General features: G+C 38.2%; 13 protein-coding genes and 1 other annotated feature. Of the genes, 2 read left to right on the forward strand and 11 right to left on the reverse strand.

The genetic code is table 11. The features are described from left to right. Nucleotides 1–96: 96 nt before the first annotated feature. The 3 genes from mecA to AC3WTL_RS09565 form a co-directional block, all read right to left on the reverse strand. Nucleotides 97–762 carry an adaptor protein MecA gene (gene mecA, locus AC3WTL_RS09555; protein WP_048010951.1) on the reverse strand — a complete coding sequence of 222 codons (666 nt, stop codon included), beginning with the start codon at nt 760–762 and terminating at the stop codon, nt 97–99. 347 nt (nt 763–1,109) lie between these two features. After that, nucleotides 1,110–1,505: a transcriptional regulator SpxA gene (spxA, locus tag AC3WTL_RS09560; protein ID WP_009331204.1), complete on the reverse strand. Its 396-nt coding sequence runs from the start codon at nt 1,503–1,505 to the stop codon at nt 1,110–1,112. 474 nt (nt 1,506–1,979) lie between these two features. Next, nucleotides 1,980–2,555 (reverse strand): GNAT family N-acetyltransferase, encoded by a 576-nt coding sequence (locus AC3WTL_RS09565; RefSeq protein WP_197214649.1) that lies wholly within the window; start codon nt 2,553–2,555, stop codon nt 1,980–1,982. 244 nt (nt 2,556–2,799) lie between these two features. Here AC3WTL_RS09565 and AC3WTL_RS09570 point away from each other — a divergent pair, with 244 nt between their 5' ends. Continuing rightward, nucleotides 2,800–2,988, forward strand: coding sequence for a hypothetical protein (locus AC3WTL_RS09570; RefSeq protein WP_076256698.1), 189 nt, complete (start codon nt 2,800–2,802; stop codon nt 2,986–2,988). Nucleotides 2,989–3,101: 113 nt separating this feature from the next. Here the strand turns inward: AC3WTL_RS09570 and AC3WTL_RS09575 are convergent, their stop codons facing one another. From AC3WTL_RS09575 to AC3WTL_RS09600, 6 genes are all read right to left on the reverse strand, one after another. After that, nucleotides 3,102–4,271: a putative glycoside hydrolase gene (locus AC3WTL_RS09575; protein ID WP_492369387.1), complete on the reverse strand. Its 1,170-nt coding sequence runs from the start codon at nt 4,269–4,271 to the stop codon at nt 3,102–3,104. A 398-nt stretch (nt 4,272–4,669) separates the two neighbouring features. Then, nucleotides 4,670–5,605 (reverse strand): ABC transporter ATP-binding protein, encoded by a 936-nt coding sequence (locus tag AC3WTL_RS09580; RefSeq protein WP_048010955.1) that lies wholly within the window; start codon nt 5,603–5,605, stop codon nt 4,670–4,672. A gap of 2 nt (nt 5,606–5,607) precedes the next feature. After that, the gene (locus AC3WTL_RS09585) at nt 5,608–6,675 is read right to left on the reverse strand and encodes an ABC transporter ATP-binding protein (RefSeq protein WP_048010956.1); all 1,068 of its coding nucleotides are present in this window, start codon (nt 6,673–6,675) and stop codon (nt 5,608–5,610) included. Between the two features lie 11 nt (nt 6,676–6,686). Continuing rightward, nucleotides 6,687–7,604 (reverse strand): ABC transporter permease, encoded by a 918-nt coding sequence (locus AC3WTL_RS09590; protein WP_492369388.1) that lies wholly within the window; start codon nt 7,602–7,604, stop codon nt 6,687–6,689. Next, on the reverse strand, nt 7,604–8,539 hold the full coding sequence (locus tag AC3WTL_RS09595) for an ABC transporter permease (protein ID WP_048010958.1): 936 nt from the start codon (nt 8,537–8,539) through the stop codon (nt 7,604–7,606). The genes AC3WTL_RS09590 and AC3WTL_RS09595 overlap by 1 nt, the downstream gene beginning before the upstream one ends. Before the next feature lie 95 nt (nt 8,540–8,634). After that, on the reverse strand, nt 8,635–10,281 hold the full coding sequence (locus AC3WTL_RS09600; RefSeq protein WP_048010959.1) for a peptide ABC transporter substrate-binding protein: 1,647 nt from the start codon (nt 10,279–10,281) through the stop codon (nt 8,635–8,637). Nucleotides 10,282–10,892: 611 nt separating this feature from the next. Continuing rightward, nucleotides 10,893–11,110 (forward strand) — a binding site (T-box leader). Between the two features lie 110 nt (nt 11,111–11,220). Between AC3WTL_RS09600 and trpS the strand changes: the two genes are divergently transcribed. Further along, nucleotides 11,221–12,210 (forward strand): tryptophan--tRNA ligase, encoded by a 990-nt coding sequence (gene trpS, locus AC3WTL_RS09605; RefSeq protein ID WP_248346693.1) that lies wholly within the window; start codon nt 11,221–11,223, stop codon nt 12,208–12,210. A gap of 24 nt (nt 12,211–12,234) precedes the next feature. On the opposite strand, the gene AC3WTL_RS09610 is transcribed toward trpS, so the two are convergent. After that, the gene (locus tag AC3WTL_RS09610) at nt 12,235–12,981 is read right to left on the reverse strand and encodes a YjbA family protein (RefSeq protein WP_048010961.1); all 747 of its coding nucleotides are present in this window, start codon (nt 12,979–12,981) and stop codon (nt 12,235–12,237) included. 127 nt (nt 12,982–13,108) lie between these two features. Then, nucleotides 13,109–13,324, reverse strand: coding sequence for a YuzI family membrane protein (locus tag AC3WTL_RS09615; protein ID WP_076256683.1), 216 nt, complete (start codon nt 13,322–13,324; stop codon nt 13,109–13,111). Nucleotides 13,325–13,391: the final 67 nt, after the last annotated feature.

A 13,391-nucleotide genomic window follows, 5' to 3' on the forward strand; every position in this document is an offset into this window, starting at 1 on the left:
ACAAACTATACTAAAAAGCTTAAGCTTATTGATTGCTTCTATGAAACAGTTCACATACAAAAAAGCCGATTTCAAAATGAAATCGGCTTTTCTTTACTATTTAAAATGTTTTCTCAGATTTTCAAAAACATCATTTTCTATAATCAATTTACCATATTCCATTACACGGTGAATAGTTGTACTTGTTTCGTGCCCGTATTCAAGAAGAATACTCAGCATGTTATCTATGTCATCCTCTTCAAAAAGCTCTTCAGGGAACTCTGCGAATAAATAGTATTTCCCTTCAAAGGAATATAGCCTTGTAGTAATGGAATCAAGAATTGACCGCTTTGATAATGAAATAATGTCTTCGAAATCTTTAAATGTTAATAGGAACTCAAGATCTCCTTCATATCCGTTATCATTATCATCATCGGATTTACGGAAATGATGATCAAGCATTTCCTCTATATGTTCATCCACAGGCAAATCTTTCACTTTTTCATCCGGGACAGGAAGCTCAAACTTTTGACCATCCTTTGATAGCTGAGCTTTTGTTACAAGAACCTCCAAACCCTTATCCAACGCTTGAACCTGTATCCATAAAGGGCCTTCAACAAGAAATTCTTCCTCCTGATGGACTTCATCCATCATTTCCCAAAAGAGTTCCTCACTCCGCTCACGATTGTACCAAATCTCTTCACGGTCAAAGCCTCTTTCTTCTATATCAAGATAAGAAATATAAAATTTAACAGTATGATCATTAATACGTTCGATTTCCATGCAGCAACTCTCCCTTCTGGCTATGATTGAAGGGACTAAATACCCCCAGCAGTCATGTGTTATCCATTTACCCGTAAATCAATTGGTTAATCCCCGATTAACTTGAAGGTAAAATGTATTTTGTACCTTGTACTTTTATTTTATGACAAATTGAGCATAAAGGGAATTAAAAAGTCGTATGTTTAAAAAAACCGTTAAATGCCTATATTGTCCCAGTTGGTTCATCTCATTGGCTTAACTAAGTATTCTCTTATTATATCCATTTTCCTTTTTCTTTTTCACATAAAGGACAAAAAGACCTTCTTCTGTTAAACAGAAAGAAGGCCTCTCAATTTTAAGTATATTTGTTAATTAACCATACGCTGTGCTTCACGCAACTGGTAAGTACGGACTTTTCTTGGAAGGAAACGTCTTATTTCGTCCTCATTATATCCCACCTGCAAACGTTTTTCATCAAGAATGATTGGACGTCGAAGCAGCCCCGGGTTTTCCTTGATTAGCTCAAATAAATCTTGGAGAGGCATTGATTCAAGGTTTACATCAAGCTTTTGGAATGTCTTTGAGCGAGTTGAAATAATTTCATCTGTTCCATCTTCAGTCATACGAAGAATTTCTTTAATTTCATCAATCGATAGCGGTTCTGAAAAGATATTTCGTTCTTTATAGGCAATTTCATGCTCTTCCAACCATGATTTAGCTTTCCTGCAGGATGTACAACTTGGTGAAGTGTATAATGTGACCATTTTACAATTTCACACTCCTTAAATTTAGACATATATGAAACTATCAGAGATTATATTTGTTTAATCAAATATTTCTAGAGTGTTCTAGATTAAAATAACTTTAATCAAGGAATTTATATTATTAATTATACACTAAACAATATCTATTTGGTATAACTTTTTATAAATATGATAAAAGTATTAAACATTCATTAAACAAACGGATTAAGAATTAGAATCTACTTAATAAGACGAATGAACAAGCAAAAAGTTTCATTTTTTTATATGTTTTTTGTTATAATTCCTTCCATAAAGTTTCTTTAGCCTAAACCTAAGGAAATTTTATGTATGAATTTTTTTAGTTCATTACTAAATTATTCTTTATATACCCTTGTTAATTTTTAATAAACCAAAATGCTTATTAATATTTTCTCAATTAATTAATGAAAATGAAAACACAGCCATTTACAAAAATGGCCGTGTTTTTCCAAATCCTTATAAATCCTCTAAGACATCCGTTCCATTTTTATCTTCTTCATAAGTCAGAACCTCATCTACTGGCTGATATGACTTTCCATAAAAATGCGAATCTTTATAAGTGTGAATCATTTCATAGGTTTTCTTCATGGCTTCATAAATCATTTCTTCACTTTCGTTCTCTGGGGACCAATATAGAATTTCCATTGTATTGATTTCATTGGTCGCAAGAGACCGGCGGCTGTACCCGATTGATTGGGCATGCTCAAACCCTTCTCTTTTATAGAACTTAAGACGCTTTTCAGTATCCGTGTCTTCATAATCAACCGGCTCCACTTCCAATATGATCGGTTTGCCTTTGGCTTTAAGAGTTTGAAGTAGTTTATGGCCAAGTCCCTGTCCTCTGGATTCCTTCGAAACAAACAGATAATCAATAAAAACAAAGTTATCCAGTTCAACATACATAAGCACATGATGTGGACCTTCTTCTTTATGATAGATGTCTGACCGTTCCTTTAATAAGGTTTCCATATGCTCTCTTGATTTCATTTCTTCAATCGGGAAATATTGATTCAGTTTTTCATACCAATGCATGGATCTTCTCCTTTTTTGCCCGTAAACAAAGTATTGTTTTAAGGGCATGAATATTTATTCCAGCATGATAAGCTCCCAGCTTTCCTTTCCACTTACTTACTTAGTCTGATATTATTTCCAATCAATTTAAGTATTTGTGGAATTTCCCCTTTTAATACTGGAAAATTTCGAATAAAATATGATTAGGGATGTTTAAACACTAACTAATCACAGGAGACTGTGAAAAGAAAGATGGAGGTTTATCATGGTTGGTTACATAACTGATTTAACAATTGTTGCATTGCTTATAATTGGATTTACTGCCTTGTTAGGTGTACTAACTAATGGTATTGGAGAAAAGATTTTTGGCGGTAAAAATAAATCCGAATTCGTGGATCAATCCGCAAGAGTGCAGACTGGATGGAAAAGCGTAGGCGGACAAAAAAAGCAATAGCCTATGCCTCTATACTATGATACCGTATACAAAATTCGTGTCAAATAATATGTAACTTAATTAATTGATATACAAAGCAAAAAGAGACCGAAATAATCGGCCTCTTTTTGCTTTCATGGTGTATAATCCACATTTTGTGTATACGAATTACCTGCATTCCATAAAAGGAATTCATTAATTCCCTGTTCTTTCAGTGCCTTTATTTGAGCTTCAACTTCCGCTCTTCCATACTCCTTATAGTTTCCTGCTCCTAAATAAGAGGCTGTAAAGTCCTGTAGCCATGGTCTGGATACAGGAGGACTATCTAACTCTCCCAACTTTCGCTTCTCAAGTTTAGCATATTCAGAAACCAGCTTATAAGGTTCCAGGTCCGGCTTGGCAATGCCGAAATAAGATGTCCAGTGGCTTGGATAAATCATAGAAGAAATTACATCCACATGTTCTGAGATCTTAGAGAAATTTTGGCCAATTCCCGGTGCCTCAGGAAGGGTCGCCGTGTAGCCAAAGATATCGACCGAGACCTTTACCCCATATGGCTCGAGCTGCTTCCTGGCATACTCGACAAAATCAGTAACCGCACTTACACGCTTTTGTACATTTTCAATTTTAAGACCTTCGTATTCACCCATACTATATTTCAAAGAGCTGTCACGGTGTTCAAACCCCTCAGGAAATCGGACATAGTCAAATTGAATCTCCTGAAACCCCATTTTTGCAGCTTCGATTGCAATTCCAATATTGTAATCCCAAACTTCTTTTAAAAATGGATTTACAAAGGATTCACCTCTGCCATTCTTCCATACTGTATTTCCTTCTTTATATGACCATTCAGGCTTTTTATTCGCCAGAATAGAATCCTTGAAAACGACCACCCGGGCAATCGGATAAATTTGCTTTTCTTCCATGGTTTTCAAGACTTTTTTAGGATCCTTTATGTAAGGCTTGCCGATATCGGTATAGGGTGATTTTTCTTCTGGAATATACGTTAAGTTCCCCCAATCGTCCTTAATATCGATTACCATCGCATTCAAATCGGTTTCATCCATCATTTTCACTAATTTATTAAATTTTTCTCCCCCTGCTGAGTGGCCCGTGACATATATGCCCCTTACAGCATCTGGATATTGAAAATGAAAGCCAGAATCAAATTGAAAACGGCTTACTTTTTCTGGGAGAGTTTTCACAAGCGAAACATGTTCCCTTTGGGGGTTTTGTCCTGCTTCCAGATTTTCCTGTTCTTTTGCCTCACTTGGATTGACTGTAAATATAGCTGACACTAACATTAAGGCAGCAGCTAACTTTAATGACTTCACATGTTATGCCCCCTTTTCTAATCATTCTCTTGCTACCTCCATTATAAATTTTTTCAAAGAATTAAGAACTATCATTATACTAAATTATCTTTTTAAGTACTCTTTAAACCAAATTTAATTAAAAAATATGAAATTCATGTTTAAATAAACAAAATGACGGAAAAATAAAAATAATTGAAAATTCTCATAGTAATATTCCGGAAAATGAGGTATTATATATAAAAGCACACATTAGCGGATAAAAGTGTTAAAGAGAATTTCCACTCTCTCCATATGTGACTGGGCAATTTACATCTTGGTAATTCCTTTATAGCGAACATTTACTTTTCCAGGATGTAAAAAACGATCTCAGTAGAGATCGTTTTTTGTTATTTGGCATATTTAGCTTTTAATTCGTTATACTCTTTTTCAGAGCAATAAACAAAATGACCAGCTGTTATTTCGCGCATTTCCAGCTTTTCATTGTCAGCGTAATTGTGAACTGCCGGATCATAAGATTTTCTTCTGCGGGACCGTTCCGTTTCAGGATCTGGAAGCGGAATAGCTGACAGCAGTGATTGAGTATAAGGGTGCATTGGATTATTATATAAATCTTCTGCTGGTGCAAGTTCAACCAGTTTACCGAAGTACATAACACCAATGCGGTCACTGATGTATTTTACCATAGATAAATCATGTGCGATAAACAGATATGTCAATCCTTTTTCACGCTGCAGCTTTTTCATAAGGTTTACTACCTGTGCCTGAATGGAAACGTCCAATGCTGAAATGGGCTCATCGGCAATAATGAAATCCGGGTCAACTGCAAGAGCGCGCGCAATCCCGATTCTCTGTCTCTGCCCGCCAGAGAATTCATGAGGGTAACGGTTAGCATGTTCTTTGTTCAGACCAACAGTGTCCAAAAGTTCGTATACCCTCTCCATACGTTCCTTTTTGCTCTTTGCCAAACCGTGAATATCGATTCCTTCAGCAATAATATCGGCAACCGTCATACGAGGGTTTAAGGAAGCATAAGGATCCTGGAAGATCATTTGCATTTTCCGGTTAAACTTTTTCAGTTCTTTTGCAGATTTTTTGCCGTGAACATCTTCACCTTCAAAAAGAACCTGCCCATCAGTTGCATCGTATAATCTGATAATTGTTCGTCCAGTAGTTGATTTACCGCAGCCAGACTCACCAACAAGTCCAAGGGTCTCACCCTTATAAATATCAAAAGTAATCCCATCAACTGCTTTCACCATATTCGGACGGCCAACATTAAAATGCTGTTTTAAGTTTTTAATTTCAAGCAATTTTTCTGCCATTACTATTTTCCCTCCTTGACTAGTACAGGCTTTTCAAAAGTGGAGGATAATTGGCGCATACGTTTTTTTACTGCTTCCGGCGGCTCAACCTTAGGAGCATCCGGGTGAAGAAGCCATGTTTTTGCAAAATGTGTTTCTGAGATTTGGAACATCGGCGGCTCTTCTTCAAAATCAATTGCAAGTGCATATTGATTTCTTGCTGCAAACGCGTCTCCTTTTGGAGGATTCGTCAGATCCGGGGGCGTCCCTGGAATAGCAGCTAATTCAGCTTTCTCATCATTTTCTAAGCTTGGCATGGATGCAAGCAATCCCCATGTATAAGGGTGACGCGGGTCATAGAATATTTCATCTACAGTACCCATTTCAACAATCTGGCCAGCATACATTACAGCTACCCGGTCCGCAACATTTGCTACAACACCGAGGTCATGCGTAATAAAGATAATGGATGTATCCATTTTATTTTGCAGATCTTTCATTAGCTCCAGAATTTGCGCCTGAATCGTAACGTCAAGTGCAGTTGTCGGCTCATCAGCGATAAGCAGCTTGGGATTGGCTGCAAGAGCGATCGCAATCATCGCACGCTGTCTCATACCGCCGGAGAATTCATGCGGATATTGATTTACCCTTTTCTCAGGCATCGGAATACCAACAAGTCTCAGTAATTCTATTGCTCTATTTTTGGCATCAGTTTTAGACATATTCTGATGTTTAATCAGCACTTCCATTATCTGTGTTCCAACTCTCATCGTCGGATTCAATGATGTCATTGGATCCTGGAAGATCATACTGATTTCTTTGCCGCGGATCTTTTCCATTTGTTTTTCTGTTTTGGGCACGATGTCATCACCGCTAAGCAGGATTTGCCCGCCTGAAATTTGGCCTGGCGGCATAGGTATTAACTTCATAATAGACTGGGAAGTAACACTTTTGCCTGACCCTGATTCACCAACAATCGCAAGCGTCTCTCCCTTATGAAGGTCAAAGCTGACTCCACGGACTGCTTTTACTGTACCTCCATATGTTTGGAATGAGACTTCTAAATTTTTTACTTCAAGTAATTTTTCCATGTTCTCACTCCTTATTTACGCATTCTTGGATCTAGAGCATCACGCAAGCCGTCACCAACCACGTTAAATGCAAAGATTGTTAAGCAGATAAACACAGCAGGGAAGAATAAGCGCCATGGGTAGTACCGCATAGCCGCAAGTCCATCATTGGCCATTGTTCCCCAGCTCGCAATCGGCGGTGTTAGCCCAAGACCAATAAAGCTTAGGAATGCTTCAGTGAAAATAGCAGATGGGACAGTCAGCGTCATGGTGACTAGGATAGGCCCCATTGAATTTGGAATTAAGTGTTTGCCCATAATCCTGCTTGTATTGGCACCAAGCGTTTTGGCAGCCAGTACATATTCCTGATTTTTAAGAGATAACACCTGACCACGGACGATTCGCGACATATTGATCCATCCAGTTATGGACATGGCTATAATCATTGTCGACAATCCCTGTCCAAGTACAACCATTAACAAGATTACTAATAATAGATAAGGTACACCATATAAAATATCGGCAAATCGCATCATTCCTTCATCTGTGCGTCCGCCTTTATAACCGGCAATACCTCCCCAAAGCACACCAATAATCAAATCAATTACAGCTGCTGCAACTCCAATGAAGATGGAAATTCGTGCACCTTCCCATGTACGGGCAAACATGTCACGACCAAGATCATCCGTTCCAAACCAATGTTCAGAAGAAGGCGGCTGGTTTTTGTTGCTTAGATCATTTGATGCATAATCATATGGAGTCATATATGGTCCAAAGATTGCCATGAAGATCAGCAGTCCTAATAATACTAATCCAAACAGGGCAAGCTTGTTTTTTCGAAATCTAATAAATACATCCTTCCAGAAAGAAAGACTTGGTTTTGAAATTTTCTCAGCTTCACCAAGCTGTGTTCCGACTAATTTAAATTTATCTTTCGAAATCTGCATAATTACTCTCCTTTCTTCCCGCCTGCAAGTTTGATGCGTGGGTCGATGATTCCGTATGCAATGTCAACAAGGAGAATAGATACAAGCAACAGAATACTGTAGAAAACGGTTACACCCATTATGACCGTATAGTCACGGTTGTTGATACTAGTTACAAAGTGCGCACCAAGTCCAGGAATACCGAAGATTCTTTCAATAACGAAACTTCCTGTTAAAATACCCGCTGTCAATGGCCCCATATAAGTTACTACTGGTAAAAGGGCATTACGAATCGTATGTTTTACTGTAATTACTCCCCTGCTTAAACCTTTTGATTTAGCAGTCTTAATATAATCATTCGCCAGAACTTCAAGCATGCTCGAACGGGTTAACCTCGCGATAAACGCCATTGGTGTTGAAGCCAATGCCACGGCTGGCAGAACGCTGTGCATAAAAGTTTCCCACCGTGCTACAGGGAAAATACCCATTTTTATTGCCAGGAAATATTGCAGGAATGATGCCATGATAAAGGAAGGTACTGAGATACCTAATACAGCCACAATCATTGCTGTGTAATCCGGCCATCTATTGTGCTTTAATGCCGCAATAATTCCTAAAAGAACCCCTACTGCAACGGCGATAAAAATGGCTTCCATTCCAAGAAGAAATGAAACAGGGAAACCTTCATTAATCAAGTCGTTAACAGTTTGACTTTTATATTTAAATGACGGGCCGAAATCCCAATTCACGATACGAACAAGATACTCCCAATATTGTGCATACCAAGGCTTGTCCAAGCCAAAATGAGCATTCAGGTTAGCTTCAATTTCGGGAGGAAGTTTTTTCTCAGATGCAAAAGGGTTTCCGGGTGCAATGCGCATGAAGAAAAAAGTTGCCGTAACGATCATCCATAAAGACAGAAGCATGTACAGCAAGCGTTTTCCAATATATTTCGCCATTGTCAAACACCTCCAATTTATTACTATGCCTTAATCAGAAACGAAGGTATATGGGACAATTAATCCCATATACCTTTCGTCTTAATCAATATTTTTTATTCAAAGTGTGCCCACTTGTACTGAACATCACCAAGACCAGATACAACAACATCTTTTAAGTTATCAGCCTGTACCCAGTTATTAGTGTAGAAGTAAATTGGTGCTACCGGCATATCTTCCATGAAGATTGCTTCAGCATCTTTTAATAGCTGCTGGCGAGCTTCAGGGTCTGTTTCAGTTGAAGACTTAGCAAGCAGATCCTGGAACTCTTTGCTTTCCCATCCAGTATTGTTATTTCCGCCATCAGCGTCACGATACATTTCAAGGAAGTTCATTGCGTCGTTAAAGTCACCTAGCCAGCCCATACGTGCCACTTGGTAATCCATTTGATTTACCTTATCAAGGAATACATTCCACTCAGCATTATCTAGGGTTACTTCAACACCAAGATTTTGCTTCCACATATCCTGAATTGCCTGAGCAATCTTTTGGTGTGCTTCAGAAGTGTTGTAAGATAGCGTTACTGCTGGAAGCTCAGAAGCATCTTTATAGCCAAGCTCTTCAAGACCTTTTTGTAAATACTCTTTTGCTTTTTCTACATCATTGTCAGGGAAATAACCTTTTTCATTTTCTTCAAACATTGATGGAGGAACAATCGCCATAGCTGGAAGCTGTTCACCCTGAAGGATATTGTCGATGATTTCCTGACGGTTGATCGCGTGTGCAAACGCCTTACGAATATTAACATTGTTGAAAGGTTCAACAGTTGTATTGAATTTGTAGTTGTAAATACCTGCAATTGGGTTTGTTACTAAACGGCCATCATCTTTAAGAGCCTGCATAGCATCAGTTGGAAGTGCACCAGTAGGAGCTCCAGCCCAATCTAGTTCTCCATTGTCAAACATTGATAATTCAGTGTTCGGATCATTGATCATGATCATTTCAATGCTGTCCAGCTTAACTGATTCAGCATCCCAATAAGTTTCGCTCTTTTCAAGAACGATTTTATCGCTGTGAGACCATTCTGTTAAATGGAAAGGTCCGTTAGTTGTATAGTTTTCACCAGCATCAGTTGCCCACTCTGGATTAGCTTCTGCAACTTTGCTGTTAACCGGCAGGTAAGTATAGAAAGCTGTCAATTCCAAGAAATATGGAGTTGGGTTAACAAGCTTTACTTCAAGAGTTTTGTCATCTACTGCTTTAACGCCTACAGCATCAAGTGAGCCTTTGCCAGTGTTGGCTGCTTCAGCACCTTCGATGTAGTAAAGCTGGTATGCATATGTTGAGTTGTTAGCTGGATCAAGTGCCCACTTCCAAGCATATACAAAGTCATTAGCAGTTACAGGGTCTCCATTAGACCACTTTGCATCACGGATTTTGAAAGTGTAAGTCTTTTGGTCATCAGAAACCTGAACATCTTCTGCCATTGCATTTTCAGGCTTTCCTTCTTTGCCAATACGAGTCAAACCTTCAAGAACCTGGCGAAGAACTGTACCAGATGTGGCATCCTCTGCTAAGCCTGGGTTTAATGATGGTGGTTCAGTGTTGATATTTACTCTTAATTCCTGCGGTACATCAGACTTTCCGCCGTCATCTCCGCCTTTTTCGCCGCCGTCAGCATTGTCTCCGCCGCCGCTGCATGCAGCAAGGAACATACTTAGCACAAGCAGCATGCTAAAAAAGATCGATAATCTTTTGTTCACGGTATTAACCCCCTATTAATTTCCTCAAACAATCCCCTTACCATTTGTCTTTCACAAAAAACACAACTGTGCGCCCCAGATATATTACTTAAATAGTCTGTTAATTCAATTTAAAAAATTTGCAGACTATTTAAAAGGCAACAAAAAAAGCAAGTTTATATTCTCTTAACGATAGATTATCCTTATATTCTGATAATTCAGATTAAATAGATTAACCTATAATATGTAAGCTATAAACTTACTCAATATGCACCATATTCTCGCAATCTGGAGTGATATAGTTTTGTTTTAAATGTAACAAATTCGTAAAGTTATGTTTGTTACGTTTATTATAAATAGTTTAAAAACTTATTGCAAGTGGCTTTTTGTACATGCAATTCCTTGAAGTGCGACATTTTTCGTCAAAAAGTCTTATAAATTAAGATTTTTGAGATAATAAAAAAAATTTTTTTTTTAAGATATTTTGCTATTTTACCAGGTTTTTCAACCATATATTGGTAAAACATCTCCTTGAACTACAGGCATGAACGCCCTTTAATTTCTTATTCTGTGCTTGATTTTTGTGTCCGAATAGTTTACCTTATAATATAATACGAAAAAAATAAATGATCTTGTCGGCAATGAAAAAAGAGTAGTACATTTACCCAGGGTTAGCAGAGAGTCTGTGGATGGTGCAAACAGGCAGCCCGGTAAATCGAATGGACTTTTGAGCCTCTGATTTTTCAGGCGCTTCCCTGCGTTATCGGGGACCTATGCGTTTTTCTGCATAGGGCAGAGTGACTCAGTTTTTGAGTAATTAGGGTGGCAACGCGGACCATTCGTCCCTATTTTATAGGGATGAATGGTTCTTTTTTATGCCATTTTTTATAATTACATGACAAACTTCACTTCAACACCTGACAATTCATGATCTTTTAAGCCGATTAAAGGAGGAAAAACATGAAAACTATATTTTCCGGCATCCAGCCCAGCGGCACAATTACTCTTGGCAATTACATTGGTGCAATGAAACAATTTGTTGAACTGCAGAATGACTACAACTGCTATTTTTGCATTGTTGATCAGCACGCCATAACTGTTCCCCAGGACAGACTGGAATTGAGGAAAAACATTCGAAGTCTTGCTGCCCTATATTTGGCTGTTGGAATCGACCCTGAGAAATCCACCCTGTTCATCCAATCGGAAGTTCCAGCCCATGCCCAGGCAGGCTGGATGATGCAGTGTGTTTCTTACATCGGTGAGCTCGAGCGCATGACTCAGTTCAAAGACAAATCAGAAGGTAAAGATGCCGTATCTGCAGGACTGCTGACCTATCCCCCTTTGATGGCTGCAGATATCCTTCTATACAATACAGACTTGGTTCCGGTTGGAGAGGATCAAAAACAGCACTTGGAATTAACCCGCGATCTTGCTGAGAGATTCAATAAGAAGTACAATGACATCTTCACTGTTCCAGATGTCAGAATCGCCAAAGAAGGCGCAAGAGTAATGTCACTTCAGGATCCATTAAAGAAAATGAGCAAATCTGATCCAAATAAAAAATCATTTATTTCATTATTAGATGACCCAAAACAAATTGAGAAGAAAATAAAAAGTGCCGTAACAGATTCTGAAGGCATTGTTAAGTATGATAAGGAAAACAAACCAGGAGTATCTAATCTCCTTTCCATTTATTCAATACTTTCAGGTAAAACCGTTGCAGAAATCGAAGGAGAATATAAAGGCAAAGGATACGGGGAATTTAAAGCCGGCCTTTCTGATATTGTTATTGGAACAATTAAACCCATTCAGGATAAATACTATGCATTAATGGAATCTGAAGAACTTGATCTTGTACTTGATCAAGGAGCTGAAAAAGCTAATAAAGTCGCATACAAAATGATTAAAAAAATGGAAAACGCCATGGGACTTGGCAGAAAGAGAAAATAAAAAAACAGCCTTGGGCTGTTTTTTTTAATTTACTTTTGGACCATGCTCCATTTCCCACAACTTCTCAAAAAACGGCTGTCCTTTTATTAAGTTTTCACAAAACTTTTCATGTTTACTTGACCAGCCGTATTTACTTTCATCAAATAATTCATACCAGGCCTCTTCAAAATTCATTGATTGTATTTTCGTATAACGTTCAGGGCTCCACTCCGTATACCAATATCGGATTTCAGCATCATTTTTGGAGGAATGAAGCTGATCCAGCGCCATAAACAGAAGCTGTTTAAGCTGTCTTTCTTTTCTTGTCAGTCCTGCCATCAAATCCGGAGAAGGAGAAAGAATATGGAATTCCTTCAATGCGGTTTGATCATTAAAAGAGTAATTAGCCGTTTCCTGATTTTCCAGCATTTCATATGCCAGCTGCTCCTGCCTTGGTATTAACCTGCTTTTTCTGATTGGAATATTGTAGCCGATTGTATCTACAGCCAGTATGCCTGTCCCATCTGATACAACAAAGCAATACTCCAATTGGATGCGTTCATGATTTTTCCTTAAGTAAGCTTTTTGATAAATGTCATCTAGCAGTTGTTGTGGCAGCTCAGAAAGATCATTCTCAATATAATTAAAAAGGACCGGGTCAATCTTCAGCAGCGGAACCTGGTCAAGCAGTTCTACCCCATCATCTTTTCTCCATTCATGAAAATGGCATACATTGTATCCATTTTCTTCTCCTTCAAACCAATTCACCCAAACATCATGAAGATACAACATTTTTCAACCCCCACTTCAACAAACTATTTGTCACTCAGTATGGGCAGCAGGCAGTAAATTTATTCCTATATTGCACTCACAATCCATTTTTTGTAATTAGCAAGCATTATTTTGATGAGATACTCTTTTAATCATCCTCATTTGAATAGGGAAGATATATGCTCAATGTAATGATAATTATTCCAATCGGAAGCAAATAGCATTCCGGGCGATAGGTGATAAAATGCAAATATTCTTTGAAGGTTTGTCCAGTTGTAAGCAAATTCAAGTACCCTATGACACTGACTCCTCCCGAAACAGAGACTCCAAACCCCGTTAAAAGCCAAAATGCCCTAAATAACATGTTCTTTACTATATTTGTGAGTCATAAAAGGTTTTATTGCTGCCATAAACTCACTCCCACTATCTTT

This window comes from Cytobacillus sp. EB106-05-05-XG126, from assembly GCF_058791715.1.

Coding starts and splice junctions, on each gene's coding strand:
- AC3WTL_RS09610 (WP_048010961.1), bottom strand. CDS start 12,981: ATGTTGTATCTTCATGATGTTTGGGTGAATTGGTTTGAAGGAGAAGAA.
- AC3WTL_RS09565 (WP_197214649.1), bottom strand. CDS start 2,555: ATGCATTGGTATGAAAAACTGAATCAATATTTCCCGATTGAAGAAATG.
- AC3WTL_RS09580 (WP_048010955.1), bottom strand. CDS start 5,605: ATGGCAGAAAAATTGCTTGAAATTAAAAACTTAAAACAGCATTTTAAT.
- trpS (WP_248346693.1), top strand. CDS start 11,221: ATGAAAACTATATTTTCCGGCATCCAGCCCAGCGGCACAATTACTCTT.
- AC3WTL_RS09615 (WP_076256683.1), bottom strand. CDS start 13,324: ATGTTATTTAGGGCATTTTGGCTTTTAACGGGGTTTGGAGTCTCTGTT.
- mecA (WP_048010951.1), bottom strand. CDS start 762: ATGGAAATCGAACGTATTAATGATCATACTGTTAAATTTTATATTTCT.
- spxA (WP_009331204.1), bottom strand. CDS start 1,505: ATGGTCACATTATACACTTCACCAAGTTGTACATCCTGCAGGAAAGCT.
- AC3WTL_RS09575 (WP_492369387.1), bottom strand. CDS start 4,271: ATGTTAGTGTCAGCTATATTTACAGTCAATCCAAGTGAGGCAAAAGAA.
- AC3WTL_RS09585 (WP_048010956.1), bottom strand. CDS start 6,675: ATGGAAAAATTACTTGAAGTAAAAAATTTAGAAGTCTCATTCCAAACA.
- AC3WTL_RS09570 (WP_076256698.1), top strand. CDS start 2,800: ATGGTTGGTTACATAACTGATTTAACAATTGTTGCATTGCTTATAATT.
- AC3WTL_RS09595 (WP_048010958.1), bottom strand. CDS start 8,539: ATGGCGAAATATATTGGAAAACGCTTGCTGTACATGCTTCTGTCTTTA.